The following is a 25,513-nucleotide window of genomic DNA, read 5'->3' on the forward strand; positions in this document are numbered from 1 at the left end:
GGGCCCGCCGCGTGGGCGGGGAAGGCCGTCGCCTCGCTCTCGCTGTCGCCGTCGCTCGCGCGCTCCGTGCACCGCGACCCGGGCGGGAGTCGCCCGCAGCACGCACTTCCTACGCAAAAACATGACGTGAACTTGCATGCATTGTGCAGCAGGGCGAAATGTTCTCGCACGACTCTTGTGGTGGTAGTTCCGCGCGCCCTAACGTCGCCTCACCTTCCGAGAGAAACGGGCATGCGATGTCACGTCACATCACGGTCGCCGCGCTGACGGCAGCCGTTGTCGGACTGGGGGCGCTGACCGGCGCTCCCGCGGCTCAGGGTGCGGAGGGGAAACCGTCCGCCCCGTCCGCCCCGGTGGTGACGCGCGCGGGCCTGGCCCCCGCGCTGGTCGCCGGCCGGGGCGCCGAGGTCCCCTTCGCCGAGCAGGAGGCGGAGAACGCGGCGACGAACGGCACGGTCATCGGCCCCGACCGTGCCGCGTACACCCTGCCCGCCGAGGCCTCGGGCCGTAAGGCGGTCCGGCTGGTGCCGGGCGAGCACGTCGAGTTCACGCTGCCGGAGGCCGCGAACGCGATCACGGTGCGCTACAGCATCCCGGACGCCCCGGGCGGGGGTGGCATCACCGCGCCGCTCGATGTCGCCGTCAACGGCACGAAGCGCTCGACGATGACGCTGACCTCGCAGTACTCCTGGCTGTACAACCAGTACCCCTTCACCAACGACCCCGGGGCCGGGCTGCTCCAGCCCGGCTGGTGGATCACCGAGTGCGCCTGCGTGCCCAGCGAGACGACTCCCGCGCCGGTGATCTCCAAGCCGTTCCGGCCGAGCCACTTCTACGACGAGCAGCGCCTGCTGCTGGGGAAGCGGTACCGCGCGGGTGACACCGTCCGGCTGACGGTTCCGGCCGGCAGCCGTGCCGCCTGGACGGTCATCGACGTGCTGGACTCCGAGCTCGTGGGACTTCCGCACGTCGAGCTGAAGGCCGCCAACGCGCTGCTGTTCGGGGCCGATCCCACGGGGCGCCGGGACTCCGCGGACGCCCTGGAGCGGGCCATCGCCTTGGCCAAGCGCACGAACCTGCCGGTGTACGTGCCTCCGGGCACCTTCCAGGTCAACCGCCACATCGTCGTGGACGACGTCACGATCAGGGGGGCGGGCAGCTGGTACACGAAGTTCAAGGGCAGGGAGGTCGCGCTCGACACCCCTGCCGCCGACGGCTCGGTGCACACAGGCGTCGGCTTCTACGGAAAGGACGCGGCCGACGGCGGCAGCCGCAACGTCCACCTGTCGGGCTTCGCCATCGAGGGGGACGTCCGCGAACGCGTCGACACCGACCAGGTGAACGGCATCGGCGGGGCGATGAGCGACTCCTCCGTCGAGGGGCTGCACATCCGGCACACCAAGGTCGGCATGTGGTTCGACGGCCCGATGTCGAACCTGAGGATCACGGGCAACGTCATCGTCGACCAGATCGCCGACGCCATCAACTTCCACGGCGGTGTCACCGGTTCGACCGTCACTCACACCTTCGTCCGGAACTCGGGCGACGACGGCCTGGCGATGTGGTCGGAGAAGCGCGCCAACACCGGCAACACCTTCGCCCGCAACACCGTGCAGAGCCCGGTCCTGGCCAACGGCATCGCGATCTACGGCGGTACGGACAACGAGGTGTCCGGCAACCTCGTCGCCGACCCCGTCCGCGAGGGAAGCGCGCTGCACGTGGGCGCCCGCTTCGGCGCGGAGGCCTTCCGGGGGCGGCTCGACCTGACCGGCAACACGACGGTCCGGGCGGGGACGTACGAACTGAACTGGAAGATCGGGCTCGGAGCCATCTGGTTCTTCGCGCTGGACCGGGACATCGACGCGGACATCCGGGTGACCGGGAACCACTTCCTCGACAACACGTACAACGCGATCATGCTGGTCACGGACTGGCCGGTGAAGGACACGTACGAGATCCGGGGCGTGCACTTCAAGGACATCAGGGTGGACGGCACGGGGACGTCCGTGGTGAGCGCGCGGGCGGCGGGGTCGGCGACCTTCGAGAACGTGGACGCGCGCAACGTCGGTGCCGTGGGCGTCAACAACTGCGGGTCCTTCAACTTCACCCCGGCGGGTTCGGAGTTCTCCCTGGTCGATCTCGGCGGCAACGACGGCGGCGGCACGACGGGCGACTGGCTGGCGCCCTGGCTGCTGCCGAACACGATCACGTGCGACGACCGCCCGCCGGTCGTCGCCCCGCCCGCGCCGGGAGCCTGGTGACGCGCGCCGCCCTTCAGGACCGGTCGGCGCAGGGTTCGCCCGCGTCGGCCGGTGCGCCGTCGGCGTCGACGGAAGTCTCCGCGCCCGGCCGGACCCGCTGCCTGCCCGACGGTCGCGTGATCTTGCGCGCGTGAACCGTCCGCTCCGACCGTGGGACGAGGCCCGCCCGGACGGTCGCCATCCGCTCGGACACCCCGTCCGTGGGGACGGTGCCCGGCGGACGGGCGGCCTCGCCCGCCTCGCCCCGGCAGATCGCGCAGAGCCCTCCGCGCAACGCCTCGGGGCTTCCGGGGGCGCGGCACTCGCCGCATTCCAGCGCACGCAGCACGACGGCGCTCGGCGCCGGGACCGGACGTTCCGGCGGCAGCTTGTCGACGAGCCGCCGTCGGACGAGGGCGGCCGCGTGGTGCACGGGGGTCGGCAGGCCGTGGGTGAGGGCCCGCAGGGTCTCCGCCTCGGTGGCGCCCCGCTCGAACCACTCCGCGACCAGCGGCTCCAGGCTCAGGCAGTCCGCCGCCGACAGGCTCAGCGACGGCGCGGTACGGCCGAGGGCGGCCAGCAGCACGAAGGCCCGTGAGCGCGTGGGACGTCGGTGCTCCTGAGGTACGTCCCCCCGGGTGAACGCCGCCCACCAGTCGTCGTCGCGCGCGGTGCGGGAGAAGAACGTCCGGGTCACCCAGAGCATGACCGTGTCGGTCGCGAGGCACTCGCCGCCCCGGCGCAGGTGTCCGGCCGCCTGGAGCCGGTTGAGCGAGGTCCGCAGGGCGCACTGGCCGTACGGCAGCCACTTGGCCAGCGTCTTCACGGAGATGTCCGAGCCGTCCGGCAGCCGGTCGATGTAGGCGGCGACGGCGGCCTCGCGGGGCGGCAGGTGGGAGAAGTCGCGGGCGTCGCGCGGACGCTGGTCCGGGGCGGAACGCTTGCCGTAGCCGGGGTTCGCCATCGGGTGCGGGGGCTCGTACGGAGCGCGGGGGGCAGCACTAAGCTGGTCGACAGCCATCAGATCGCCTCTGGATCTCGTTGGTCAGACCCTCGTCCGGTGTTGGCGCACCGGCGGGGGTCGTCTGTTGTTCGGCACGCTAGAGCGTTACGACGCTCCGTTGCAAATCGCTCACACGGGGTCAACTTTCCAGGCGGGGAGGGTGGGTGGGTGAAGGCCCTCCGCCCATTCCTCAGAAAGAGCGCTCGGACTCCAAGGCTTGAGCTCCGGGCCGTACATCCCTCGGTTCGTGCCTGATGGTGCATCACCTATGTGTGGATGCGACGGAGTTCCAGCGGCACCGGCGGCGGCAGCGGGGCCGTCGACCCGGCGCGGAAGGACTGGAGCAGATAGGCGACCAGCCGCCGGGACGCGGCGGGCGCGTCGGCGCCCGCTCCGGCGGTGGCGCCGCTGTTGGCCAGCATCAGCAGCGTGATGTCGTGCACCTCGAAGTCCCGCCGCAGCTGCCCGCAGTCCTTGGCCCGCTCGATCAGCAGGGACAGACCCCGCTCGGCGCGGCTCTGTTCCTCGGCGTAGTCGGCGTGGTCGGGGAACTGGCTGAGGAACGCCTGGGTGAAGCCCCGCTCCGTCGCCTGCATCATGCAGACCTTCTCGACGACCGAGCGGAAGCCGCGCCACGGGTCCGGGTCCGCCAGACCCTCGTCGAGGACGGCCACGCAGTGCGCGAGCTGTTCGGAGAACGCCTCGGTCACCAGTGCGTCGCGCGTCGGGAAGCGCCGGTAGAGCGTGGCGACCCCGACCTTCGCGCGCCGGGCGATCGCTGCCATGGGCACGTCGAGCCCGTGCAGCGCGTAGGCCTCGCGGGCGGCGGCGAGGATGCGCTCACGGTTCTCCCGGGCGTCCGCGCGCAGGGTCTCGGGGGGTTTCTGAGAGGGCTGAGCAGGCATGTTTCTCACTTCGCTTCAAATGGAGGGCGCCATCCACTTACCCGTCTAGCGTGGGACGTATGGACGATATGCGCGCAGCGCTCTACGACCGCTACGGCCCTCCCGAGGTGCTGTACGAAGGCCGGGTTCCGGTGCCGGAGCTCCGGGACGGCGAGGTGCTGGTCCGCGTCCACGCGGCGAGCGTCAACGGAGGGGAGCTGTACGGCCGGGCCGGACGCGTCCGCCTTGTCACGGGCCGCCGCTTCCCCCTGCGGACGGGCATCGACTTCGCCGGCGAGATCGCCCGGGTGGACGGCGCCGTGAAGGGACTGCGTGAGGGCGACCGGGTGTGGGGCCTCCTCGGCCGCACCTTCGGCAGCGCCGCCGAGTACGTCGCGGTCCGGCCGCGCCGACTCTCCTACGCTCCCGAGAACATCACCCTCGTCGAGGCCGCCTCGCTGCCGGTCGGGACGACCGCCATCACCGCACTGGAGACCAAGGCGCGCCTGAGGGCGGGGGAGCGGCTGCTGGTGCGGGGCGCGGCGGGCGGGGTCGGCAGCATGGCCGTACAGCTGGGCAGGGCGCTCGGTGCGCATGTGACCGCGCTGGCGGGCGAGAGGAACCTCGACTTCGTACGCGAACTGGGCGCGGACGAGGCGTACGCCTACACGACGACGGGCCCGGACGATCTGGGCGCCTTCGACGTCGTCCTCGACACCGTCGGCACCGAACACCGGGCCTTCAGGAAGCTGCTGGCCCCCGGAGGACGCATGGTCTCCATCGCCTTCGACATCGACCGCCCGGCCGCGAGCCTCTCCTACCTGCTTGCTTCTACGGCCCATGGTCGCCGCCGGGTCCGTTTCTTCAGCGGCAACCCGACGCACGACCTCTTCGCCCGGCTGACCCGCTACGTGGAGAGCGGCGCGATCCGCCCCGTGGTGGACACCGTCCACCCGCTCTCCGAGATCGCCGCCGCGCACCGGGCGCTGGAGGCGGGAGGTGTGCGGGGGAAGCATGTGATCCGGGTGATCTGATCTCCGTCCGGCCGACGGTGAGCATCCGTCAGAGAGGCCTTGCTGACTGAAAATCGTGGCAACTCGGCGGGGATTCGTGGAACCGATCCGCTGATACAGGACCTGGACATTGCGGGCATCATTTGAAGATCGACCCAGCTCTAGAGTCCTTCGTGTCAGCAGGAAGCACCGCAACCGACAACCGCTGGAGATCATGATGCGCTCGCGTCTCGCCGCCCGTTCCGCCCGTCTCGCCCTGGCCGCCGCAGTCATGACGGCCCTTGCCGCCACCTCCGCCTGCGGGCCCCAGGAATCGAAGGCGAGCGCCGACTCCGCGGCCCTCGTCGCCTCCTCGTCCGACCGCAGCGGGAGCGAGGCGCCCTCCGGCAACGACAAGTCGACCGGCAGCGTCACTCCCGCCAAGGGAACCAGCAGCGACAGCACAGGCGACAAGGGCGGGTCCAGCGGTAGCGCACCCGCGAAGAGCGGCGGCTCGGACCAGGGCGGCAAGAGCGGCTACGGGCAGTCCTGCGGTACCAACGACCTGAACTTCACGGTGAACTGGGTGCACGAGCCCGAGATCGACGGCTACTACCTCGTCGCCGCCAAGGCCAAGCCGGGAATCACCTGCTACCTGGACGTCAACACCCCCAGTGTCTCCTTCGGATCCGGCGCCGACGGCGTCGCCTCCCCCGTCGGACAGGGCGGCGAAGACCCCATCAAGCTCACCGGCTCCGCAACGGCGTACACCGGCATCGACGTCAAGACCACCGACGGCGAGGGCGGCACGGAGTTCGGGAGTGTCATCATCGCGGTCACCGAGGACGACCCCGACCCCGCCGAGCTGGAGCTCCCCGACATGGCCACCGTGGACAAGCCCGTCGTCACCAACTGGTCGACTCAGCGCGACGAGGTCGTTCCCCGGATCATCTGACTGTGACTTCGTCGGGAACGGGACAGCCCTCAGCTCCGCTTGAGGCTGGTGATAAAGGCCGACCAGGTGGTGGTCCGGAACACCAGTACCGGGCCGCCGGTCGCTTTGGAGTCGCGGACGGGGACGGCGTCGGGGTGATCGGTGACTGCTTCGAGGCAGTCCCCTCCGTCGCCGCCGCTGTACGAGGACTTGTGCCAGACCGCCGAGGCGAAGTCGTATTCAGAGCTGCTCATCGTCATGGGCGTAATCCTCCGCCACGGACTCCAGCAGGACCAGGGAGGCATCAGGTGACAAGGCATCAGCCACCAGCAGGTCGTAGGTGAGTGCATATCGAGCGACGGTTGCTGGGTCGTCCTGGAGTCTGCCCATTCCCAGGCCGTCCACATACGCGAGCGGTGGTGCGTCCGTGAATGACATGAGCTTCACTCCTCCGTCCAAGGCTGCATGTGCCCCTACCGAGAAGGGCAGTACCTGCCCGATCACCCGATTCTGCCGGGCCAGGCCCACGATGTGCCGTAGTGCCGCTGCCATGACTGCGGAACCGCCGGACCGTCGGCGCAGTACCGCCTCGTCCAGGACCACCCACAACAAGGGTGTTGTTGGATCTGCCAGGATCTGTGCCCGCTCCAGGCGAGCCGACACGAGTTGGTCGATCAATTCCTCCGTGGCCGTCGGCTGGTACGCGCGGAACACAGCTCGTGCGTAGGCCTCGGTCTGCAGTAGTCCTGGGATGAGAAGAGGCGCGTACTGCTTGATGGTCGTGGCGACGCGCTCCGCCTCCGCCGCCTCCGCGAAGTGGTCCGGGTACTTCGACTGTTTCAGGGCGGCGCAGTTCCTTACGAAGAAGCCGTCCGCGAGCAGGGCCTCGTCCAGTCTCTGAGCCTGGTCCGCCTGCATCCGGCGCGTACCCGCCTCCAGCTGTCCGATGAACGAGCCGCTGACGAACAGAGGCGCGCCCAGGTCGTCCTGCGACAACCCTGCGGCCTCCCTGCGGTGGCGGAGCTCGGCCCCCAGGAGGGCGCGTGGGGACGAGGACGGGTCGAGCTTCTTGGGCCCTGGCATGGCGGCTCCCGGTGGCACACGTGCGGGTGTTGGATCTGCGCCCCTTCCACGGTAGTCGCCAATTGGACACGCTGAGTAGGCATACCCACTACTCAGCGTGGAAATGGGGAAGATCATGAAGACGGCTACGGAACGGCGCAGAGAAGCGGCGGACAGGGTGCGTGCGGCCGAGGACGCGGTGGTGCGGCTGAGGGCCGGGCTGGCCGGGGTCGGCGTGAAACTGCCGTCGCTGCGCATCGACCCGGTCTCGTGCGCGGGTGAGGAACCGGTTCCGCTCGTCGACCTCGGCCGGTGCACGCTCGACATGGCACTGCGGCTGAGTGAGCAGCTGGAAGCGGCGGCGATCCATGAGCGTTGAGGGCCTTGAGCCGTGTACGCCGGAGCCCGGAACGTTCGCGGTGGACGGCCGTGACGGCCGGGTCGGCCGGGTGATGGGCCGTGTCGGCCCCAATGTGCAGCTGCGTCCACCGGGCGGTGGCGCGGAGTGGGACTGCCCGCCGGACGTCGTCCGGCCGGCGCCTCCGGGCCTCGTGCTGCGGGCGCGGGTGACGGAGATCAACCGGAAGGGGCAGCTGCCCCGATGACGGGGTGTCCTCGCGGGCTTCCCCTCCCTCTAGAATTTCGATCAGCCGTGCGATCCATCCTGCGGGGACACTCTGCTCGGGCGCATCACCCGGCGCCCCTCACCATGAGTGGACTTCAGTCGCCGGTGCGTCGAGAGGACCACGCATGTCGCAGTCGCCGAAGGTCGGCCCCCTTGAACCGCCCACCAAGAAGAAGCTCTTCGACGGGCTTTCCCCGTGGCAGATGGTTCTCTCCGTGCTCCCGCTGGCACTGCTGCTGGTAGGTGGCGCGATCGGCGGCGGGGTGGGCGGGCTGGCCATGGTCGCCAACGTGAAGATCGCCAAGACGCAGCTGCCGACTCCCGTCAAGGCGGCAGCCATGCTGGGCGTCGCTCTCGCGGCGGGCGTCGTCGTCCTGGTGGTCGCAGGCATGCTGTCCGACGCCCTGGACTGAGTGACCGATCCAGGGTGACTGAGTGACCGGTCCAGCGGGACTGAGTGACCGGTTCAGCGGCGGACCCGCCGCGACTCGGTGAGTCGTGTCCGGGGTGACCACCCGCCGGGGTGGCGCGCTCGGCCGGCCGTGGCAGTGCCGTACGCCGAGCCGGAGCTGCGAAGTCAGGGGCCGCAGGATCTGAGGGTGCCGCTTGCAGCCCCGTCAAGCCGGGACTGCAAGCGGACGAGTCATCAGCGGACGTCGACGTAGTCGCCCGCAGCGCTGGTCGCCGATGTGGTGGTCGTGCCCGCGAAGGACCAGCGCCAGTAACCGTCAGCAGAGGCGGTGACCTTCGTCGACAGGTCGCCGTGGCTGTTGGTGTGGACCGTCTTGACGGTCTTGTAGGTACTGGTGCCCGCCTTGCGGAATTGCAGTTTCACCGGCTTGTCGGCGTAACCCGCGTAGGTGCGCCTGTCCCAGTTGGCGCGGGTCAGCTTGCCTGTGACCTTGAGGGGCTTGCCCTTGTGCACCGGCTCCGGCGAGGCGTTGGCGGTGAGTTTGCCGCGCCGCAGGACAGGATGCTTGAGCTTCCCTCCGTTGTTGTACAGGTCCCCGTCCTTGGCCTCCAGCTGGACGGTCACGTCCCACGGACCCGCGACGGTGTTGCGGGGGAGGTCGATGCTGGGGTCGAGCTTGTAGACGAGCGTGCAGGTCGAGGTGGTGGCACTGTCCTTGGAACACGTCGGGCGGCCGTGGAACGACCAGTAGTCGTCCCCGACCTCGCGGTCGAGCTGCAGGAACGCCAGGCGGCTGCTGATCCCCGAGTTGTCCGAGGCGGTCACCGAGATGGTGAACGACTCGGTGCGGGATGTGCCGAGGACGATGGGCTTGCCGCCGTTCACGGACAACTTCTTGATGACCACGCCGGTATCGGCCGCGTACGCGGCAGGGGCGGCGATGGCGGAGGCGGAAAGCACCAGTGCGCCGGTGAGAACGGCGGTTATGGATGTTGTGCGCATGAATCCCCAGATGATCGGAGCCGGCCGCAGACCGTGATTCCCCCCGGTCGCAGGCACGGCAGGTGGGGTGAGGATACGTCAGCCACGCGATTCAGCAGTTGGTTTGCGGCCGTTGAGCCCCATGCCCGGCGCACGGCGTCCGCGCGAAGGGGCGTCTCCCTTCACCGTGTGACGCTGCCGGCAGTCCGGCGTCCCTTGTGCGGAACGCGCGGGACGCCCAGTAATCCCTTGCTTGATCAATCAGTTGTTATACTTGATCTGTCAAATATCTTCACCCTGCCTTCAGTTCGTGTCTGCACCTGTGACCGTTCGATACGCCTCACGGCGTTCTGACGGATCCTCATGTCGCACGTGAGGGGCGGGGCCCGCCTCAAGGAGTTGAACAGAATGCTGAAGACCATCGCCAGGTCCGCGATCACCGTTGCGGCCGTCGCCGCCGTCGGACTGGGGGTTGCGGCCTCGCCGGCCGCCGCCGCATCGACGGGCACCGTCTGGGGTGCTCGGGGTCAGTCCGACAACAACCCCGGTAACGGCGCTCAGGCTTGGGTCTGGGCCTACAGCGGCGAGAACGACCAGGCCCGCCTCACGTACCAGTTCTACGACAACTCGACGGGCCAGCTCAACGTCTGGGGCAAGGGGCAGAGCGCCAGCGCCAACCTGAGCAAGGACGTCTGGAGGATTCAGGTCTGCGTCCCGTCCGCGGCCCAGGAAGGCGTGAGCTGGAACTGCACGCCGTGGGCCTACTGAGGTCCCCGTCAGCGAGTCCATCTGATGATGTGTCTGCCGAAGTCTGCTGCCGACCGGTTCGTGGCCACGACGACGCTGCGTTGGCCTGACTTCGGTTGACCTGTGCTGCCGCCCGGTGGACCTCCGGGCGGCACGCGGACGCCCCGTGCGGGCCGGCAACGTGTCCATCAGGCCCCGCTCCTCGTCTGCGGGCTGCCGTCGGAGCTCGTCAGGTGGTGTCACGTTGCGGGCATCACGAGATCTGGCGCCGGGCGGGCCGCAGTCGTGCGGCGCATCGCACGGCAAGGGCGGCGACTCCCGTCAGGACCGCGACCTGAGCCAGCAACTGGCCGGATGCATACGGAACTTCTGCGAGCAGATTGTGCTGGTACAGCAGTGCGGAAGGGACTCCGACCAGTGCGGCAGCGGCGAGCGCCCCGTAGCGCACTCGGGCCACACCGAAGGCGGTCGGGAGTGCCAGCGCAAGAGGAGCGAACAGCAGGAACAAGCGTATGGGATCCGGGCGGGCCGACTCCGTCCCGCCCGGACCGGTCAACGCCTGGAAGACCGTGACCGAGCCGACCACCAGGGGGACTCCGACGGCCAACGCCGTCAATGCGGCGTCGCGGCGGGCGCGTGAACCGACCGGCGGCAGGTCCGGCGGGCTGGCGATCACCAGGACGGCGGCCACCGCGAGACCGAGGACGGTCGCCAGATTCTGTGACAGCCCGGCCGCACCTCCCGTCCAGTACGCGATCGGAATCGACAGTGCGGCGCCGGTCAGAGCTGCGGCCGCACCGGCCCGGGCCCACGCCCAGCGGCCCGCGAGGAGACAGCCGAGCACCAAGAGCCACGGAGCGTAGGCCAGTGGCGTGTAGGTACGCTCGCCGTCTCGGGCCATCGGCTCCAGTGGCCATACGGTCAAAAGGGCGGCCGACAGGGCAGTAGCGATGGCTACGGCGTACGGCACCAGTCCGGCCAGCGCCCGGCCGGCGGGGCGGGCGGAGTCCAGGCCCACGCGCATCCGCAGGGCGTGCCCGGCAACAGCAGCAGTCTCACGCATGACACCGCTTCCCCGTCCGTCCTCGGCGATGTCCGCCAAGGTCGCCGTGATCGCCGCGCCGTGCTCGTCACGGTAGGCCGCCGGATACAGCCGGACCGCCCGGTGCAGGGAGGGTGTGGCGCTGCGCGGGTTCGTTGCACTTCGGTTCGTCACGCCCGGGCTCCGTCCGGCGTCGGACGACCCAGCACCATACGTCGCTCCGCCTCGCGTGCGGTCGTCCGCAGGCGGTCCGCTTCTGCGGCGAGCAGGGTGTACCCGTCGTCGGTGAGTGCGTAGGTGCGACGGAGCCTGCTGTCGACGACCTCTTCGCGTTCGACGCGGATGACCCCCTGCCCCAGCAAGCGGTCGAGTGCACCGTAGAGCGTGCCCGCTCGGAGGCGGACCCTGCCGGCCGATATCGCGGCGACCTCCTGGATCAGGGCATATCCATGCCGGGGTGCATCGGCGAGCGCGGTGAGCAGGAGCAACGTCGGCTCCTGCATGGGACGTTCAGACATGGTCGACACCATATACCGTTCAACGGCATATGAAGTGAGCCGATGTGCAGGCCGGCTTCGGAACATGACCCGAGAAACAGTGCCTGCTAGAAGTAACCGGCGCGCTCGTACTGCGGGATGTCGTCGAAGATGGCGCGCAGCCACGGCCTGCGGACGGCCGGCAGTCGCGCCAGCGTGTGACGGAGGGCGTCCGGATCGGCCCGGAACAGCACACCTGGGTGCGGTGCCGCGTCGAAATCGTCGCGGAGGACACCCTCCGGCAGGCCACCCGACGCGGGCACGGGCAGGCTCCGTTCGGGGGAGACCAGCCACAGCCACACCCCTAGCGGCAGTGGCACCAGATGTGCCGCCGGGTGTTCGGCAGGGGCCCACAGCTCGCCCGTCTGCGGGTGGGACGGCACGAGGAGGATGCGGGCGTCCGCGTCGGGAGCAGGCGCTCCCGGTCCGGCGAGGGCCGCGCGTCGCGCCGGTGCGCCGCCGGGCAGCAGGGCGTCGAGTGAGCGTTGGAACAGCTCTTTGGCCAGGCCGTCCGGGACGGTCACCGGCTGACCGTCCGAGGCTGCCAGCAGGTGGGCGAGGGCCCGGCCGCCCGCAGCCTCCCACTGCGGGTTCCAGGACCACCAGTAGTTCTGCCAATGAGCCGACCCGCTTCGCGATCCCCACGTGGTGATCGGCGCGAACGGTGGTGTTCGCTTCCCCTCCGTCAGCAGGTCCGCCCAGGAGCGTGGTGTGATGTCGGTGCCGCGGACGTGGAGACGGCGCACGGCGCCGGGCGCGAGCCACAGCGCCTGCCAGATGGAGCAGTCGTCGATACGGCTCGCCACGGGCAGGGAGCATTCCGCGCACACCACGTTGGGGCCGTCGGCGCCGACGGTGCCGCAACAGCCCGATGCGTTGTCCTCCGGGATCAGGATCGTGCCGCGGGCGTCGCCCGGCGCGATGACGACCGCGCCCGGGGCGCCGTAGGACAGGGTGGGGACCGGTGCGTGGATTCCCCGGCCCGCCGCCTCGCCCGGAGGTATCTCCTTCCACCTCCGCCACGGTGGCCCCGACGGCTCCGGGGCGACGGCGAAGGTTCCCGACTCCATGAGTCCGGGGAGTTGAACCCCGCTCCCGTACTTCTGGTGGGCGTGGTCCGGCAGGGTGACCTGGGACAGGGGCGTGGTCAGCTCGGCACCGCATGCCTCGCAGACGAAGACGAACAAATGTCCTCCTGTTGGGAAACGGAGGAATCGTCCCAGCTCCGGAGCCCCCGGCCAATCAGTTTTCGGTGGGGCCGGAGCGTCGATCGGCGCACGGTCCGTCTGTACCGGAAGGCGAACCGGAACCCGGCGCGCACGAACAGCGGGGCCGGCTCCGTCGAGGAGCCGGCCCCGCCTCTGATCGCGGAAGCGCGGGGATCACATGATCCGGTAGCTGTCGTAGTAGCCGCCGATCTGGGCGTGATAGCCGGGATCGCCCGCGTGCTTGTGCTTGTCGAACTCGGGGGAGTCCTTGATCTGGTCCTTGGTCAGGTCGACGAATACCGTGCGGTGTTCCGTGTCGATGCCCTTGACGGTGCCTGCCGGAAGCAGGACGTCCTTGCCGAAGATCCAGACACCGGTGTCGACGACCAGATAGGCGGAACCCACCTCGTCGGAGTGCTTGTCGACCTTCCCGATGCTCCCGTCCGTCGCCTCGACCGAGTATCCGGTCAGGTCGGCGCCCGCGGTGTGCCCGGTAGAAGGCTGGTAGCCCCACAGGTTGTCGCTCATCATCGGCTCCTTCCTCGACGGTTCGTCCGGCGCGGCATATCTCATCGAAATGAGGATGAGTGCCGCTCGACATATCGGCTGCCCGCACTTTCCCGGTCCACACATCGAATGTGCGGAGCGCACGGAAAGACGCGGGTGGCGCGGGACCAGAAGGTCCCGCGCCACCCGCGTCAGTGCTGGTAGAGGGCGTCTACCAGCGGTACCAGCGGCCACGCTTGCCGCCGCCGGAAGCCGGTCGGACAAAGAATCCGACGAGCCACACCACAAGTACGATCACCGCGATCCACCAGAGTGCCTTGAGTGCGAAACCGGCACCGAAAAGGATCAGGGCGAGAAGAAGAACGAGAAGCAGGGGAACCATTGTTATCAACCTCCGAAGCATCAGGTGCCCGGCAATCCATTGCCTACACACAGATGTTCGTACGGAAAGAATCCTCGGCACTTCTCGTGGGCATCGGGGGCGAGCGCACCCCCGTCGGGCCTCGGCGGAGGGGCGCTCAGACTCCGGCGGGTTCCTTCGCGGGGTTGTCGCCCGCACCGGTCGCCGTGCCCTTGCCGGTGGCGGCGACGGTCGACGCGGCCGGTTCCCGGGAGACGTTGAACTCCGCGAGCAGGGCCGCGCTGAAGCCGAAGAAGTACGTCGCCACGAAGCCCGCGACATAGCCGACCAGCAGGCCGCCCGCGTAGATCGCGATCGTGGAACCGAGCCCGTGGTTGCCGTCCAGGAGGGGGAACAGCGCCCAGCCGGACGGGCCGATGGCGGTGGAGCCGACGGAGTCGCCGAGCTGGTTGAACAGGCCCACGAAGCCGCCGCCGAACGCGCCGCCGACACACGCCGTGATGAACGGGCGGCCCAGGGGCAGGGAGACGCCGTAGATCAGTGGCTCGCCGACGCCCAGCAGCCCTGCCGGGAGGGCGGACTTGATGGTCCTGCGGATCGACTCGTTGCGGGGGAGGCGGAGGTAGACCGCGGCAGCCGCGCCGACCTGGCCGGCCCCGGCCATCGCAAGAATCGGGAGCAGCACCGTGAAGCCCTGCTGCTCGATCAGCGTGGTGTGGATCGGGATCAGGGCCTGGTGCAGGCCCAGCATCACCAGCGGCAGGAAGAGGCCGCCCAGCAGGAAGCCCGCGCCGGCGCCGCCGGTGGAGAGCAGCCAGTCGGCGAACGTACCGATGGCGCTCGACACCTCACCGGCGACGTACATCAGGCCGAAGATCGTGACGAGGCCGGAGATCAGCACCGTGAGCGTCGGGGTGACCAGGACGTCCAGGGCTTCCGGCACCCAGCGGCGGCACCACTTCTCGACGTACACCGCGAGGACCGCCGCACCCAGCGCGCCCAGGACGCCGCCCTGGCCGGGGGAGAGCGTCTGGCCGAAGGCGTGGATGTTCGCGACACCGGGGAAGACGATGATCGCCGCGACCGCGCCGCCGAGGATCGGCGTGCCGCCGAACTCCTTCGCCGTGTTGTAGCCGACGAAGACCGCGATCAGCGCCATGAAACCGGAGGCCATCGCCGCCAGGGCGGGGGTGACGGACGGCAGCCAGCCGAGGTTCACCAGAAGGCCGTTGAGCCCGGCGATGATGCCGCAGCCGATGAGCGCGGGGATCAGCGGCACGAAGATGTTCGCGATCCTGCGCAGGAACATCTTGAACGGCGTGGCGTTCCTGGCCTTCTGCTGGGCCTTGAGCGCCGCGCCCTTGTCCGCCAGTTCCTCGGCCGTGTGGACGGCCGGGGCCTCGGAGGCGCGGCCCTCCTCGACCAGCTGCTCGAACTCCGGTGTGACCCGGGCGACGGTGCCCGGGCCCAGGACGATCTGGTAGGTGTCGTCCTCGACCACGCCCATGACGGCGGGGACCGCCTTGAGGGCTTCGTCGTCGACGAGGGAACGGTCGTGCAGGCCCAGCCGGAGCCGGGTCATGCAGTGGGCGATCGAGCTGACGTTCGCGGGGCCACCGACGAGCGGCAGGATCGCGGCGGCAGTGGCGCGGTTCTTGTCTTCAGCAGTCATGGTGCGTGGTGCCTTGCTGTGCGGGGAAGTGGTGCGTCAGGTGGTGCGGACGGCCGCGAGGGCGGCGCGGAGGTGGCCGTCCGACTCGGCCAGCAGCGTGGCGGCGGTGGGTCCGTCGACTGCGCCGAGGATGGTGAGGATGGCGTTCTTCACCTCGCCGCCGGTGGCGGCGAGTGCCGTCTCGATCTCCTCGTCGGAGGCGCCGGTGGCGAGGGAGACGATCCGGCGGGAGCGGGCGCGGAGCTTCTCGTTCGACGCGCGCACGTCGACCATCAGGTTTCCGTACGTCTTGCCGAGCCGGATCATCGTGATCGTCGAGAGCATGTTGAGGACGAGCTTCTGCGCGGTGCCCGCCTTGAGGCGCGTGGAGCCCGTGAGCAGCTCGGGTCCGACGACGATCTCCAGGCCGTGCTCCGCGGCCGCGGCGAGCGCCGAGTCCGCGTTGCAGGAGAGGCCGAGGGTGAGCGCGCCCTTCCCGCGGGCGTGCTCGACGGCGCCGATGGCGTACGGCGTGCGGCCGGACGCGGAGATGCCGACCACCGTGTCGTCGGCGGTGAGGCCCAGCGCGTCGAGGTCGGCGGCGGCCAGTTCCTTGCTGTCCTCGGCGCCCTCGACGGCCTTGACCATGGCGGTGGGGCCGCCCGCGATCAGGCCGACGACCTCGGAGGGGTCGGTGTTGAAGGTGGGCGGGCACTCGCTGGCGTCGAGCACCCCGAGGCGGCCCGCGGTACCGGCGCCCGCGTAGATCAGCCGCCCGCCGCGGCCCATGCGCTCGGCGGCGGCGTCGATCGCGGCGGCGATCTGCGGGAGCTTCTCGGCGACCGCGGCGGGGACGGTGGTGTCCTCGCCGTTCATGATGCGGGCTATCTCCTCCGTTGGGAGCCGGTCGATCTCGGCGAGTTCCGGGCGGAAGGCCTCGGTGGTGAGGGTGGCGAGCTGGGCGCGCAGCTCGCCGTAGCCGTCGGCGGCGGCATCGGTGTTGGCGTCGGTGGTGGAGGTCATGAACAGCGCTCTGCTTTCTCGTCCATACGGTTCTGCGGGTGCGGGTGCGGGTGCGGGTGCCGGCCGGGTCAGCGGCTGCGCGGGGTGTGCCGGTGGGCGAGCGCCTCGTAGGAGGCGGACAGCGCGGGCGCGGCCGTCTCGTAGGTGCGCTGGGCGACGCCTATGAACAGGCAGTCGACGACCAGCAGCTGGCTCGTGCGGCTCGACATGGCGGCGGGCCGCAGCTCGCTCTCACGGGCCGTGGAGGTGGTCAGCACGTGGTCGGCGTACTGCGAGACGGGGCCGTCCGGACGGCCGGTGATCGCGATCGTGGTCGCACCGCGGTCGAAGGCCACGCGGAGCGGCTCGATGACGTCACCCGTGGATCCGGAGTGCGTGATCGCGATGGCCACGTCGCCGGAGCGGAGCTGCACCGCGTTGGTCACGGCGAGGTGCGGGTCCATGTGGGCGTGGGCTATCAGACCGATGCGCAGCAGCTTCTGGGCGAGGTCCTGGCCGACGAGCGAGGACGCCCCGATGCCGTAGATGTCGATGCGGCGGGCCGTCGCGGCGGCGGCGACGGCCGCACCGAGCTGCACGGTGTCGAGACCGGCCGCCGTGTCCGCGAGCGTCTGCTGCTCGTCGTAGGCGAGCTTCGTGACGACGTCCGCGATGGGGTCGTCGACCGTGATGTCGGCGGTGACGGCGGGCGCCCGGCCGGACAGCTGGTGCGCGGCGAGTCCGGCGAGGGCCAGGCGCAGGTCCCGGTATCCGGGGTAGCCGAGGAGACGGGCCGTGCGGACGACCGTGGCCTCACTGGTGCCGGTGAGCTCGGCGAGACCGGTGACGGTGAGGGCGGCGCACCCGGCGGGGTCCCCCGCGACGGCTTCGGCGACCCGCTGCATGGAACGGGTCATGGACGGGGCGAGGGTCCGCACCTTGGCCGCGAGGGCCGCTGGTGCGGGCGGTGAATCGCCGGTGAAACTTTCCTTCACGTCATGGGTCACATTTGAAAGATATTTTCACGACGGAATCCCGTCAACCCCCCTTTTGTCCCCGCTCCGGAAGGATCAAGGCCGGGTTTGCGCGGCAGGGGACAATGGGTGCATGGAGTTGAACAGCCTGGAGCAGGAGCTGCACACCGCGCGTGCGCTCGTGATGGCCGATCTGGTGGCCGGTGACGTCGCCGAGGCGCAGATGGTCTCGATGGTCGAGGACGCGGTGACCCACCGGCGCTGGTGGGTGGAGCAGTGGCCCGAGGGAGCGTCCTTCGTCACCGGACTGGTGGCCCAGGACGTCCAGGACGCGCTCCTGGAGGAGTACGGCCGCTGGCCGTTGTGCCCGGTCTGCACGGGGGAGGCCCCGCACGCCCTGGACGTCGAGCCCGAACTCGGCCCCGATCCGCACTGGGTCTGCACGAAGGCGACCGTGTCCGTCGCGCCGGTGGGCAGACTCGCCGGGGTGCTCGGCCGGTGACGGTCTACATCGATCCGCCGACCTGGCCGGGGCACGGGAAGATGTGGTCGCACCTCGTCAGCGACGTGGCGTTCGAGGAGCTGCACGCGTTCGCCGCGGCGATCGGCTGCCCGCCGCGCGCGTTCGAGCGCGACCACTACGACGTGCCGGAGGCGCGTTACGCGGACGCGGTGCGCGCCGGGGCGCGCGAGGTCGGGTCGAAGGAGATCGTGCGCCGGATCACCGAAGCGGGCCTGCGGAGGCCGAAGGGGCGGCCTGCTCCGGGCTGACGTGCGCCGGTGCGCCCGCGATCCGCTTGGAGGGCCTGCCGCTGTGGAGCCGCATCGAGACCACCACGGCCACCAGGCCGGCCACCAGCATCGCGGCGCCCGCCCAGGCCGTGGCGCGGAAGCCGAAGTCGGCGTCGATCACCGTGCCGCCCAGCCAGGGCCCGCTCGTGTTGCCCAGGTTGAACGCCGCCGTGGTCGTCGCCCCGGCCAGCGTGGGTGCGACGCCGGCCACGTTGAACATCCGGGCGTTGAGCGCCGGGGCCGTGTAGAACGCCGAGAGGCCCAGCAGGAACGCCAGGACGACCACGGCGACCTGGTTCGAGGCGAACAGGGCGAGCGCCACCAGGAAGACCGTCGAGGCGGTGATCCCGCTCAGGAGCACCCCGAAGAGGTGGGCGTCCGCGACGCGGCCGCCGATCGTCGTACCGATCACAGCGCCGATGCCGAACAGGGCGAGCACCCACGGCACCCAGCCCGAACCGAGCCCCGCCACATCCGTCAGGAGCGGCGCGAGATAGCTGAACGCGCAGAACACGCCGCCCGCCGCGAGGGCCGTGATCACGATCGACAGCCAGACCTGACGGTCCCGGTAGATCGCGACCTCACGCCTGAGCTGCGGCTTCTCGTCCGGCAGCGGAATGCGCGGGATGCGGGTGACGACACCGGCCAGGGCGACGGCGGACGCGGCGCCCACCGCCCAGAACGCCGACCGCCAGCCGAGGCCCTCCCCGAGGAACGCGCCCAGCGGCACACCCAGCACGTTGGCGATCGATATCCCGCCGATCATCACCGCCATGGCCCTGGCCCGCGCGTTCACCGGCACCATTGCGATCGCCACCGCCGCGCCCACCGCCCAGAAACCGGCGCACGCCAGCGCGCTCACCACCCGGGAGACGAACAGCACCTCGTAGGTCGGTGCCAGGGCGCCCGCGATCTGGCCCAGTCCGAAGACCGAGATGAGCGCGACGAGGGTCGTGCGGCGCGGCAGTCGCAGCGTGGCGACCGCCAGCAGCGGGGCGCCCACCACCATGCCGATCGCGAACGCGGATATGAGGAGTCCGGCCTTCGGGATCGACACGTTCAGATCGTCGGCGATGGGTGGCAGCAGCCCTGACAGCATGAACTCGCTGGTGCCGAGAGCGAACACCGAGAGGCCGAGGATGTAGACGGCCATGGGCATGCGGGGACGGCTGGAGGCGGAGTCGGGCATGACAGTGGCCAACAGTGTCCTCGTCCCCGGCATTCCCCCGTCTCAGTGGGTGGGCAGGGCCCGCCGCCTCACCGGGTGAGCAGCTCCAGCTCGGTCGTCAGGTTCTGCCGCGCCCTCGGCTCCCACTCCGCCGATCCCAGCGGGGTGCGGAACAGCCGGGGCAGCCCCAGGAGCTGCCGCAGGACGGCGGCCCGCCCCTCGCGGAACGCCTCGTCGGGGACGAAGCCGTACTCCTCCCGGACCTGGGCCGCGTACGCCGCGTACTCCTTGGGGGCCGCCGCCAGGATCGCGAGGTCCGCGTCGCACAGCGCCTCGCCGTTCGTGTCGTCCGGGGCGGGGTCGTGGGTGACCGTGAGCCGGACCAGCCGGGCGACCTCCGCCGTGGCCGCGTCCGGGAGGCCGGCCTCGGCCAGGGCGCGTTCCGCGAGGGCCGCGCTGCGTTCCTCGTTCTCGGAGCGGTCGGGCCGGTAGACCGCGTCGTGGAACCAGACGGCCAGGCGCACCAGGTCCGGGTCGGCGGCGTGACCGGCCAGGGCGTCGACCCGGTCCAGGACCTGCGTCAGGTGTGCGGTGGTGTGGTAGCGCCGCTGGGGCTCCGCCCAGCGGCCCAGGAGGTTGTCGGCGTACGGCAGGGGGTCGGGGCCGGGAGCGGCGCCCCGGGCGGCGACGAGGGCGTCCTGCCAGCGGGTGCGGAGCGCGGTGGCGTCGGTCATACGGCGACTGTAGAGCGGCCCGGTCTTGTCGCGCGGGGCGGCCGGTCGCTAACGTGCGGCCGTGACGGAACGGGCGCAACCCACGAGCCCCATCGACCTCAACGCGGACCTGGGCGAGGGCTTCGGCCGCTGGACGCTCACCGAGGACGAGGCGCTGCTGACGTGTGTCACCAGTGCCAACGTCGCCTGCGGCTTCCACGCGGGCGACGCGTCCGTGATGCGCCGGGTCTGCGAGACGGCTGCCGAGCGGGGCGTGCGCATCGGCGCCCAGGTCTCCTACCGCGACCTGGCCGGATTCGGACGGCGTGCCATGGACGTGCCCGCGGACGAGCTCACCGCCGAGATCGCCTACCAGATAGGGGCTCTGCGGGTCTTCGCGGAAGCGGCCGGTTCCTCGGTGTCCTACGTCAAACCGCACGGGGCCCTCTACAACCGCGTCGTCCGGGACGACACCCAGGCCGCCGCCGTCGTCGCGGGAGTGGTGCTCGCGGGCGGGTCCCCGGCGGTGCTCGGGCTGCCCGGCTCGCGGTTGCTCGCGCACGCCGGGGAGGCGGGTCTGACCCCTGTCCCCGAGGCCTTCGCCGACCGGGCGTACACCCCGCAGGGCACGCTCGTCCCGCGCGGTGAGGCGGGCGCCGTGGTGCACGACGCGGACGAGGTCGTGCGCCGGAGCGTCGGCATGGCCGTGGAGCGGGCCGTCACCGGGGCGGACGGCAGCCGCGTCACGGTCGCCGCCCGCTCGCTGTGCGTGCACGGGGACACCCCCGGAGCCGCGGCGCTCGCCCGGCGGGTCAGGACGGCGCTGGAAGAGGCGGGCGTCCCCGTCCGGGCCTTCGCGTGAGCGGCGTACCCGTGAGCGGCGTACGGGTGCTGGCCGCCGGCCCCCGAGCCCTGCTCGTGGAACTCGCCTCCGGCGAGGAGGCGGAGGCCTTCCACGCGGAACTGCTGCGCCGCCGGGCCGCCGGAGAGCTCCCCCCGGTGCGCGAGATCGTGCCCGGCGCGCGGACCGTGCTCCTGGACGGGGTCGACGACCCGCTCCTGGCCGGGCGGCTGCGCTCGTGGACCGTGCCACCGGCACCCCGGAGCGCGGCCGGGGCCGTCGAGATACCCGTCGTCTACGACGGCCCCGACCTCGCCGACGTGGCCGAGGCGTGGGGCGTGGCCGTCGGGGAGGTGCCGCGCATCCACGCCGGTACGGATTTCCGGGTCGCCTTCTGCGGCTTCGCGCCCGGCTTCGGATACCTCACGGGCCTGCCCGGACACCTGGCCGTCCCGCGCCGAGCCACGCCCCGCACCCGGGTGCCGGCCGGGTCCCTGGCCCTCGCCGGTCCGTACACCGGGGTCTATCCGCGCCCGTCGCCCGGCGGCTGGCAGCTCATCGGCCGGATGCCCGGACCGGAGGCCCTGTGGGACCCGGGGCGCGAACCGGCGGCGCTGCTCGGGCCCGGGACCCGGGTGCGCTTCGTGGCCGCCGGGGCGCGCGGATGAGCGCGGGGCTGGACGTGGTGCGGGCCGGTGCGCTGACGACGGTGCAGGACGAGGGCCGTACCGGCTGGGCGCACCTCGGAGTGCCCCGGGCCGGAGCACTGGACGGGCCGTCCGCGCGGCTGGCCAACAGGCTCGTCGGCAACACCCCCGGCGCGGCGGTGCTGGAGACCACGCTCACGGGGTGCGCGGTCCGGCCGTCCGGTGTGCGGTCGGTGCTCGCCGTCGTCGGCGGCGCGGGCTGCGCGGTCACCGTGGACGGACGCCCCGTCGCGTGGGGCGCGCCGGTCCGCGTGCCCGCCGGTGCGGTGCTGGAGGCCGGGCCGGCGCTCCACGGGCTGCGTGCCTACCTGGCGTTCGCCGGCGGGCTGGTGCCCGAACCCGTCCTCGGCAGCAGGTCGACCGACCTGCTCTCGGGGCTCGGGCCGCCCGTCCTGCGCGAGGGCGACCGCCTGCCGCTCGGTTCCCCGGGTGGCGCTCCGGCGGCCGACACCGTGCCCTGGCCCGGTGCGCCCGCCGAACTGGTCCTGCCGCTGCACCCGGGCCCGCGCGACGACTGGTTCACGGGCCCGGCCCTGCGCACGCTCACCACGGCGGCCTACCGGGTGTCGGAGCGCGGGAACCGCATCGGGCTGCGCCTGGAGGGCCCGGCCCTGCGGCGCGCGCGGGACGGCGAACTGCCCAGCGAGGGGATGGTGCTGGGCGCCGTCCAGGTGCCGCCGGACGGACGGCCCGTGGTGTTCCTCAACGACCATCCGACGACGGGCGGTTACCCGGTCGTCGGAGTGGTCGCGGAGGCGGCCCTGGCGGGAGCGGCGCAGGCGGTCGCGGGGACTCCGGTGCGGTTCGTGCGCGCCTGACGGGCACGGCGGCGAGGGCACCGTCCGGCCCGTGACAGCGAGGTCCGCGGCGCGTCCGGTCCGCGGATGCCGGCGCCGTCTCGCGTATCTTCACGCTTGCGTTCACATGGGGAGCTGCGCGGCCGGGTGGCTGACCCGTAGTCTGGTTATTGGACTAGACCTGTAGTCCGTAGCCGCTCCGAGGGAATGGAACACCATGAGCAACCGTGCAGTCCTGGAGGTGATCGCCCTCGACGCCGAGGACGCGGTCGCGGCGCAGGCGGGTGGTGCGGACCGTCTCGAACTGGTCACCGACATGGCGGCCGACGGCCTCACACCCTCCCTGGAGACCTTCACGGCGATCAGGGCCGCCGTCGGGATCCCGCTGCGGGTCATGCTCAGGGCGGCCGACGGATTCGCCGCCGGTGATGTCGGGGTCCTGGTGGAGAAGGCCCGCGCCATGCGGGCGGCGGGTGCCGAGGAGTTCGTCCTGGGCTTCCTCGACCAGGACGGGCACGTCGACCTGGTGGCCGTCGAGCGGATCGTCGCCGAACTGAACGGCTGCTCCTGGACCTTCCACCGCGCCATCGACCGGGCATCCGACCGTGACGCCCTGCGCAAGCACCTCGCGGACCTCCCGGGCCTGGACACCTACCTCACGGCGGGCTCGCCGAGCGGGGTCGACGCGGGCATGGACGTCCTGCTGGCCGAGGCGGGCCGGTCGGACCTGCCCGGCTACGAGCCGCAGATCATGGTCGGCGGCGGCCTCCGCCTGGACCACCTGGCCCGGCTGCGGGAGGCGGGCGTCGAGGCCTTCCACATCGGGGGCGCGGCACGTCCGGGCGGCTGGGACGGTCCGGTGGACGCGGCAGCCGTACGGCAGTGGCGCGAGGCGCTCGACGCCTGACGCAGGGCCGGCGGACGGCCCGGTGTCACCCGTTCCCCCCACCCTGGAGTGCCGGGGGCGGGCGGCCGATCCATGCTGAACTCCCTGAGGTGTCCGGTCCAGCCCCGCGCGGAGTCCACATGCCATTGCCGCAGCCCGACCGCGCCGCCGCCACGGCGCAGCGCCGCCCGGGAACGCTGCACAGGACCGGTGCGTGGTGCGCCCGCCACTTCGTGACCGTCATCGTCCTGTGGCTGGCCGCGCTGGCCGCTCTCCAGGTCCTGCACCACGCGTACGGGGGTGACTACTCCGACGACTTCTCCATCTCCGGTACGCAGTCGCAGGACGGTCTCGACGTGCTGCAGGCCCACGCTCCCTCGGCCGGCGGCTACAGCAGCAACGTGGTGGTGCACGACTCGGACGGCTCGCTCACCGCGCTGAGCAGCCAGATGTCGACGGTCGTCGGCAGTCTTCAGAAGCTGCCGGACGTGCTGTCCGTGACGAACCCCCTGACGGCCGGCACCAGCACCAGCACCCCGAACGTGGGGCCGCTCTCCACGGACGGGAAGACGGCGTACATCACGGTCCGGTTCAGCGTCCAGCCCTCCACGCTCGGGTCCGGCTACCTCGACGGGGTGGACTCGGCCGTCAAGCCGCTGCGGTCCGCCGGTGCGGAGGTCGAGTACGGCGGCTCGCTGGGTGAACTGGCCAGGCCCTCGGCGAACGACCGCGTCAGCGAGGCCATCGGGTTCGGCGTGGCGATCCTGGTGCTGCTCATCGGGTTCGGCAGCCTGGTGGCCGCGGTGCTGCCGCTGGTCACCGCACTGATCTGCGTCATCTGCGGACTGGGTCTGCTGGCGCTGCTGGCCGCCGCCACCACCTTCGCGACGGTGTCGCCGACGCTCGCCACGATGATCGGCCTCGGCGTCGGCATCGACTACGCCCTGTTCCTGGTCACCCGGCACCGCCAGAACCTCATGGACGGCGCGGACCCCGTCGCCGCCGCCGGTTCGGCCACGGCGACCAGCGGCCGTGCCGTGCTGCTCTCCGGCTGCACCGTGATCATCGCCCTCTGCGGCCTGTGGGTGTCGGGCATCGGCTTCATCGGCAAGCTCGGCGTCGCGGCCGCGGTCACCGTCGTCACCGCCGTGCTCGGGGCACTCACGCTGGTGCCCGCGATCCTGGGACTGGTGGGCCGGCACATCGACCGGATCCACGTGCGTACCCCGATCGCCGAGGTCGAGGGCGGCCCGTCGGACGCGGGCGGCGGCTCGCGGGTCGTCCCCGGCGACACCGCGTACGGCACCTGGCACCGGTACGCGCGACGGGTGGAGCGCAGGCCGTGGTGGTTCCTGGCCGGCGGTGTCGTCGTGCTGGCCGTCCTGGCCTTCCCGCTCCTGTTCATCCAGCTCGGGCACATCGGGGACGGAGCCGACCCGAAGTCCTTCACCGACCGCCGGGCCTACGACCTCATGTCATCGGCGTTCGGTCCCGGCTCGAACGGGCCGCTGACCCTCGTCATCGACCAGAGCTCGGTGTCGCAGAGCGACCGGTCCGCGCTGAAGACCCAGGCCCAGCAGGCCCTGACCAAGGTGCCGAACGCGGCCCTCATCACCCCGCTCACCGCGACGTCGGACGGGGACGTCCTCACGGCCACCGCGTATTCGGTCGCGGCGCCGCAGGACGAGCGGACGACGAGCCTGGACAACCACCTCAAGGACGACGTCCTGCCCAGTGCGGTCTCCGGCACGGCCGCGAGCGCCTACGTGACCGGGACGACGGCCGCCCAGGTCGACTTCCTGGACATCGTGTCGAGCAGACTGCCGCTGATCATCGCGGTGGTGGTCGGGCTGGCGTTCCTCGTGATCCTGGCCGTGTTCCGGGGGGTGCTGGTCGCCGTCAAGGCCGCACTGCTCAACGTCCTGTCGATCGCGGCCTCGTACGGCGTCGTGGTGGCCGTCTTCCAGTGGGGCTGGGGCGGGCCCGCGCTGGGGGTCTCGGGCAAGGTCCCGATCGAGAGCTACGTGCCGATGATGATGTTCGCCATCGTCTTCGGCCTCAGCATGGACTACGAGATCTTCCTCCTGTCACGCATCCACGAGGCGTGGCTGGCCACCAAGGACCCCAAGGCGAGCGTCGCGCACGCCCTGGAGATCACCGCGCGCGTCATCACGTGCGCGGCGCTCATCATGGTCAGCGTCTTCGCGGCCTTCATCATCAGCGACAACATCGTGGTCAAGATGCTGGGGCTCGGGCTCGCCGCCAGCGTCCTGATCGACGCCACCGTCGTACGGCTGCTGCTCGTGCCCGCCGTGATGACCCTGCTCGGACGCGCCGCCTGGTGGACACCGCGGTGGCTGGACCGGATCCTCCCGCACCTCGACCCGGAGGGACCGGAGGAGCGGAAACCCGCCGCCGCCCACCCCGGGTGAGCGGACGGCGCCGGGC

General features: G+C 71.2%; 29 protein-coding genes. 14 read left to right on the forward strand and 15 right to left on the reverse strand.

The genetic code is table 11. The features are described from left to right. The first annotated feature begins 236 nt into the window (after positions 1–236). On the forward strand, positions 237–2,261 hold the full coding sequence (locus tag ACFYY2_RS04555) for a glycosyl hydrolase family 28-related protein (RefSeq protein ID WP_388736976.1): 2,025 nt from the start codon (positions 237–239) through the stop codon (positions 2,259–2,261). Positions 2,262–2,274: 13 nt separating this feature from the next. Here ACFYY2_RS04555 and ACFYY2_RS04560 read toward each other — a convergent pair whose 3' ends face one another. Together ACFYY2_RS04560 and ACFYY2_RS04565 are read right to left on the reverse strand one after the other, a co-directional pair. Then, the gene (locus ACFYY2_RS04560; protein WP_388736978.1) at positions 2,275–3,204 is read right to left on the reverse strand and encodes a hypothetical protein; all 930 of its coding nucleotides are present in this window, start codon (positions 3,202–3,204) and stop codon (positions 2,275–2,277) included. A 305-nt stretch (positions 3,205–3,509) separates the two neighbouring features. Next, positions 3,510–4,148 carry a TetR/AcrR family transcriptional regulator gene (locus ACFYY2_RS04565; RefSeq protein WP_388736981.1) on the reverse strand — a complete coding sequence of 213 codons (639 nt, stop codon included), beginning with the start codon at positions 4,146–4,148 and terminating at the stop codon, positions 3,510–3,512. Positions 4,149–4,207: 59 nt separating this feature from the next. Here ACFYY2_RS04565 and ACFYY2_RS04570 point away from each other — a divergent pair, with 59 nt between their 5' ends. After that, the gene (locus ACFYY2_RS04570; protein ID WP_388736983.1) at positions 4,208–5,161 is read left to right on the forward strand and encodes an NAD(P)-dependent alcohol dehydrogenase; all 954 of its coding nucleotides are present in this window, start codon (positions 4,208–4,210) and stop codon (positions 5,159–5,161) included. A 196-nt stretch (positions 5,162–5,357) separates the two neighbouring features. Then, positions 5,358–6,074, forward strand: coding sequence for a hypothetical protein (locus tag ACFYY2_RS04575; RefSeq protein ID WP_388738554.1), 717 nt, complete (start codon positions 5,358–5,360; stop codon positions 6,072–6,074). Between the two features lie 29 nt (positions 6,075–6,103). Here the strand turns inward: ACFYY2_RS04575 and ACFYY2_RS04580 are convergent, their stop codons facing one another. Both ACFYY2_RS04580 and ACFYY2_RS04585 read right to left on the reverse strand, forming a co-directional pair. Next, a complete protein-coding gene (locus ACFYY2_RS04580; RefSeq protein ID WP_388736985.1) occupies positions 6,104–6,313 on the reverse strand; it encodes a DUF397 domain-containing protein in 210 nt (69 codons plus the stop codon). Continuing rightward, complete coding sequence (locus ACFYY2_RS04585; RefSeq protein WP_388736988.1) at positions 6,294–7,136, reverse strand: helix-turn-helix domain-containing protein; 843 nt, start codon at positions 7,134–7,136, stop codon at positions 6,294–6,296. The genes ACFYY2_RS04580 and ACFYY2_RS04585 overlap by 20 nt, the downstream gene beginning before the upstream one ends. 115 nt (positions 7,137–7,251) lie before the next feature. Between ACFYY2_RS04585 and ACFYY2_RS04590 the strand changes: the two genes are divergently transcribed. The 3 genes from ACFYY2_RS04590 to ACFYY2_RS04600 all read left to right on the forward strand — a co-directional run bounded on the left by ACFYY2_RS04590 (position 7,252) and on the right by ACFYY2_RS04600 (position 8,153). Then, positions 7,252–7,494 (forward strand): hypothetical protein, encoded by a 243-nt coding sequence (locus ACFYY2_RS04590; RefSeq protein WP_388736990.1) that lies wholly within the window; start codon positions 7,252–7,254, stop codon positions 7,492–7,494. Beyond that, complete coding sequence (locus ACFYY2_RS04595; protein WP_388736992.1) at positions 7,484–7,720, forward strand: hypothetical protein; 237 nt, start codon at positions 7,484–7,486, stop codon at positions 7,718–7,720. Before ACFYY2_RS04590 ends, ACFYY2_RS04595 begins: the two co-directional genes overlap by 11 nt. A gap of 145 nt (positions 7,721–7,865) precedes the next feature. Further along, positions 7,866–8,153, forward strand: coding sequence for a hypothetical protein (locus tag ACFYY2_RS04600; protein ID WP_388736995.1), 288 nt, complete (start codon positions 7,866–7,868; stop codon positions 8,151–8,153). A 233-nt stretch (positions 8,154–8,386) separates the two neighbouring features. On the opposite strand, the gene ACFYY2_RS04605 is transcribed toward ACFYY2_RS04600, so the two are convergent. Continuing rightward, entirely contained in the window at positions 8,387–9,154 is a 768-nt protein-coding gene (locus tag ACFYY2_RS04605; protein WP_388736997.1) for a hypothetical protein, read from the reverse strand. 387 nt (positions 9,155–9,541) lie between these two features. On the opposite strand from ACFYY2_RS04605, the gene ACFYY2_RS04610 reads away from it, so the two are divergent. After that, entirely contained in the window at positions 9,542–9,901 is a 360-nt protein-coding gene (locus ACFYY2_RS04610; RefSeq protein ID WP_388736999.1) for a hypothetical protein, read from the forward strand. Positions 9,902–10,133: 232 nt separating this feature from the next. Here the strand turns inward: ACFYY2_RS04610 and ACFYY2_RS04615 are convergent, their stop codons facing one another. The 8 genes from ACFYY2_RS04615 to ACFYY2_RS04650 form a co-directional block, all read right to left on the reverse strand. Further along, a complete protein-coding gene (locus ACFYY2_RS04615) occupies positions 10,134–11,096 on the reverse strand; it encodes a hypothetical protein (RefSeq protein ID WP_388737002.1) in 963 nt (320 codons plus the stop codon). Further along, positions 11,093–11,440: a PadR family transcriptional regulator gene (locus tag ACFYY2_RS04620; RefSeq protein ID WP_388737004.1), complete on the reverse strand. Its 348-nt coding sequence runs from the start codon at positions 11,438–11,440 to the stop codon at positions 11,093–11,095. Before ACFYY2_RS04620 ends, ACFYY2_RS04615 begins: the two co-directional genes overlap by 4 nt. A gap of 86 nt (positions 11,441–11,526) precedes the next feature. Beyond that, entirely contained in the window at positions 11,527–12,645 is a 1,119-nt protein-coding gene (locus ACFYY2_RS04625) for a hypothetical protein (protein ID WP_388737007.1), read from the reverse strand. Between the two features lie 195 nt (positions 12,646–12,840). Further along, positions 12,841–13,194: a PRC-barrel domain-containing protein gene (locus ACFYY2_RS04630; protein WP_388738557.1), complete on the reverse strand. Its 354-nt coding sequence runs from the start codon at positions 13,192–13,194 to the stop codon at positions 12,841–12,843. 190 nt (positions 13,195–13,384) lie between these two features. Then, positions 13,385–13,555 (reverse strand): hydrophobic protein, encoded by a 171-nt coding sequence (locus ACFYY2_RS04635; RefSeq protein WP_327116081.1) that lies wholly within the window; start codon positions 13,553–13,555, stop codon positions 13,385–13,387. A gap of 136 nt (positions 13,556–13,691) precedes the next feature. Next, complete coding sequence (locus ACFYY2_RS04640; RefSeq protein WP_388737009.1) at positions 13,692–15,206, reverse strand: PTS transporter subunit EIIC; 1,515 nt, start codon at positions 15,204–15,206, stop codon at positions 13,692–13,694. A gap of 36 nt (positions 15,207–15,242) precedes the next feature. Further along, the gene (murQ, locus tag ACFYY2_RS04645; RefSeq protein ID WP_388737012.1) at positions 15,243–16,208 is read right to left on the reverse strand and encodes an N-acetylmuramic acid 6-phosphate etherase; all 966 of its coding nucleotides are present in this window, start codon (positions 16,206–16,208) and stop codon (positions 15,243–15,245) included. A gap of 68 nt (positions 16,209–16,276) precedes the next feature. Next, entirely contained in the window at positions 16,277–17,194 is a 918-nt protein-coding gene (locus ACFYY2_RS04650; RefSeq protein ID WP_388737014.1) for a MurR/RpiR family transcriptional regulator, read from the reverse strand. A 100-nt stretch (positions 17,195–17,294) separates the two neighbouring features. On the opposite strand from ACFYY2_RS04650, the gene ACFYY2_RS04655 reads away from it, so the two are divergent. Both ACFYY2_RS04655 and ACFYY2_RS04660 read left to right on the forward strand, forming a co-directional pair. Further along, positions 17,295–17,663 carry a hypothetical protein gene (locus ACFYY2_RS04655; RefSeq protein ID WP_329039749.1) on the forward strand — a complete coding sequence of 123 codons (369 nt, stop codon included), beginning with the start codon at positions 17,295–17,297 and terminating at the stop codon, positions 17,661–17,663. After that, positions 17,660–17,932: a DUF4031 domain-containing protein gene (locus ACFYY2_RS04660; protein ID WP_388737016.1), complete on the forward strand. Its 273-nt coding sequence runs from the start codon at positions 17,660–17,662 to the stop codon at positions 17,930–17,932. Before ACFYY2_RS04655 ends, ACFYY2_RS04660 begins: the two co-directional genes overlap by 4 nt. On the opposite strand, the gene ACFYY2_RS04665 is transcribed toward ACFYY2_RS04660, so the two are convergent. Together ACFYY2_RS04665 and ACFYY2_RS04670 are read right to left on the reverse strand one after the other, a co-directional pair. After that, on the reverse strand, positions 17,883–19,112 hold the full coding sequence (locus ACFYY2_RS04665; protein ID WP_388738560.1) for a Cmx/CmrA family chloramphenicol efflux MFS transporter: 1,230 nt from the start codon (positions 19,110–19,112) through the stop codon (positions 17,883–17,885). The two genes, ACFYY2_RS04660 and ACFYY2_RS04665, sit on opposite strands and share 50 nt — an antisense overlap. 98 nt (positions 19,113–19,210) lie before the next feature. Then, on the reverse strand, positions 19,211–19,855 hold the full coding sequence (locus ACFYY2_RS04670) for a hypothetical protein (RefSeq protein WP_388737018.1): 645 nt from the start codon (positions 19,853–19,855) through the stop codon (positions 19,211–19,213). 91 nt (positions 19,856–19,946) lie between these two features. On the opposite strand from ACFYY2_RS04670, the gene ACFYY2_RS04675 reads away from it, so the two are divergent. From ACFYY2_RS04675 to ACFYY2_RS04695, 5 genes are all read left to right on the forward strand, one after another. Further along, positions 19,947–20,696 carry a LamB/YcsF family protein gene (locus ACFYY2_RS04675; protein ID WP_388738562.1) on the forward strand — a complete coding sequence of 250 codons (750 nt, stop codon included), beginning with the start codon at positions 19,947–19,949 and terminating at the stop codon, positions 20,694–20,696. A gap of 11 nt (positions 20,697–20,707) precedes the next feature. Continuing rightward, positions 20,708–21,343 (forward strand): allophanate hydrolase subunit 1, encoded by a 636-nt coding sequence (locus ACFYY2_RS04680; RefSeq protein ID WP_388738564.1) that lies wholly within the window; start codon positions 20,708–20,710, stop codon positions 21,341–21,343. Continuing rightward, on the forward strand, positions 21,340–22,200 hold the full coding sequence (locus ACFYY2_RS04685) for a biotin-dependent carboxyltransferase family protein (RefSeq protein WP_388737021.1): 861 nt from the start codon (positions 21,340–21,342) through the stop codon (positions 22,198–22,200). Before ACFYY2_RS04680 ends, ACFYY2_RS04685 begins: the two co-directional genes overlap by 4 nt. A gap of 196 nt (positions 22,201–22,396) precedes the next feature. Beyond that, positions 22,397–23,086: a copper homeostasis protein CutC gene (locus tag ACFYY2_RS04690; RefSeq protein WP_388737024.1), complete on the forward strand. Its 690-nt coding sequence runs from the start codon at positions 22,397–22,399 to the stop codon at positions 23,084–23,086. 119 nt (positions 23,087–23,205) lie between these two features. Then, positions 23,206–25,497, forward strand: coding sequence for an MMPL family transporter (locus ACFYY2_RS04695; protein ID WP_388737026.1), 2,292 nt, complete (start codon positions 23,206–23,208; stop codon positions 25,495–25,497). Positions 25,498–25,513: the final 16 nt, after the last annotated feature.

Source organism: Streptomyces sp. NPDC001822, assembly GCF_042892135.1.
In the GTDB taxonomy this organism is placed as follows: Bacteria; Actinomycetota; Actinomycetes; order Streptomycetales; family Streptomycetaceae; genus Streptomyces.

Bases quoted from the DNA above. Each gene is read 5' to 3' on its own strand.
- ACFYY2_RS04555 (WP_388736976.1), top strand. From the start codon at position 237: ATGTCACGTCACATCACGGTCGCCGCGCTGACGGCAGCCGTTGTCGGA.
- ACFYY2_RS04560 (WP_388736978.1), bottom strand. From the start codon at position 3,204: ATGGCGAACCCCGGCTACGGCAAGCGTTCCGCCCCGGACCAGCGTCCG.
- ACFYY2_RS04565 (WP_388736981.1), bottom strand. From the start codon at position 4,148: ATGCCTGCTCAGCCCTCTCAGAAACCCCCCGAGACCCTGCGCGCGGAC.
- ACFYY2_RS04570 (WP_388736983.1), top strand. From the start codon at position 4,208: ATGGACGATATGCGCGCAGCGCTCTACGACCGCTACGGCCCTCCCGAG.
- ACFYY2_RS04575 (WP_388738554.1), top strand. From the start codon at position 5,358: ATGCGCTCGCGTCTCGCCGCCCGTTCCGCCCGTCTCGCCCTGGCCGCC.
- ACFYY2_RS04580 (WP_388736985.1), bottom strand. From the start codon at position 6,313: ATGACGATGAGCAGCTCTGAATACGACTTCGCCTCGGCGGTCTGGCAC.
- ACFYY2_RS04585 (WP_388736988.1), bottom strand. From the start codon at position 7,136: ATGCCAGGGCCCAAGAAGCTCGACCCGTCCTCGTCCCCACGCGCCCTC.
- ACFYY2_RS04590 (WP_388736990.1), top strand. From the start codon at position 7,252: ATGAAGACGGCTACGGAACGGCGCAGAGAAGCGGCGGACAGGGTGCGT.
- ACFYY2_RS04595 (WP_388736992.1), top strand. From the start codon at position 7,484: ATGAGCGTTGAGGGCCTTGAGCCGTGTACGCCGGAGCCCGGAACGTTC.
- ACFYY2_RS04600 (WP_388736995.1), top strand. From the start codon at position 7,866: ATGTCGCAGTCGCCGAAGGTCGGCCCCCTTGAACCGCCCACCAAGAAG.
- ACFYY2_RS04605 (WP_388736997.1), bottom strand. From the start codon at position 9,154: ATGCGCACAACATCCATAACCGCCGTTCTCACCGGCGCACTGGTGCTT.
- ACFYY2_RS04610 (WP_388736999.1), top strand. From the start codon at position 9,542: ATGCTGAAGACCATCGCCAGGTCCGCGATCACCGTTGCGGCCGTCGCC.
- ACFYY2_RS04620 (WP_388737004.1), bottom strand. From the start codon at position 11,440: ATGTCTGAACGTCCCATGCAGGAGCCGACGTTGCTCCTGCTCACCGCG.
- ACFYY2_RS04630 (WP_388738557.1), bottom strand. From the start codon at position 13,194: ATGAGCGACAACCTGTGGGGCTACCAGCCTTCTACCGGGCACACCGCG.
- ACFYY2_RS04635 (WP_327116081.1), bottom strand. From the start codon at position 13,555: ATGGTTCCCCTGCTTCTCGTTCTTCTTCTCGCCCTGATCCTTTTCGGT.
- ACFYY2_RS04640 (WP_388737009.1), bottom strand. From the start codon at position 15,206: ATGACTGCTGAAGACAAGAACCGCGCCACTGCCGCCGCGATCCTGCCG.
- murQ (WP_388737012.1), bottom strand. From the start codon at position 16,208: ATGACCTCCACCACCGACGCCAACACCGATGCCGCCGCCGACGGCTAC.
- ACFYY2_RS04655 (WP_329039749.1), top strand. From the start codon at position 17,295: ATGGAGTTGAACAGCCTGGAGCAGGAGCTGCACACCGCGCGTGCGCTC.
- ACFYY2_RS04665 (WP_388738560.1), bottom strand. From the start codon at position 19,112: ATGCCCATGGCCGTCTACATCCTCGGCCTCTCGGTGTTCGCTCTCGGC.
- ACFYY2_RS04670 (WP_388737018.1), bottom strand. From the start codon at position 19,855: ATGACCGACGCCACCGCGCTCCGCACCCGCTGGCAGGACGCCCTCGTC.
- ACFYY2_RS04685 (WP_388737021.1), top strand. From the start codon at position 21,340: ATGAGCGCGGGGCTGGACGTGGTGCGGGCCGGTGCGCTGACGACGGTG.
- ACFYY2_RS04690 (WP_388737024.1), top strand. From the start codon at position 22,397: ATGAGCAACCGTGCAGTCCTGGAGGTGATCGCCCTCGACGCCGAGGAC.
- ACFYY2_RS04695 (WP_388737026.1), top strand. From the start codon at position 23,206: ATGCCATTGCCGCAGCCCGACCGCGCCGCCGCCACGGCGCAGCGCCGC.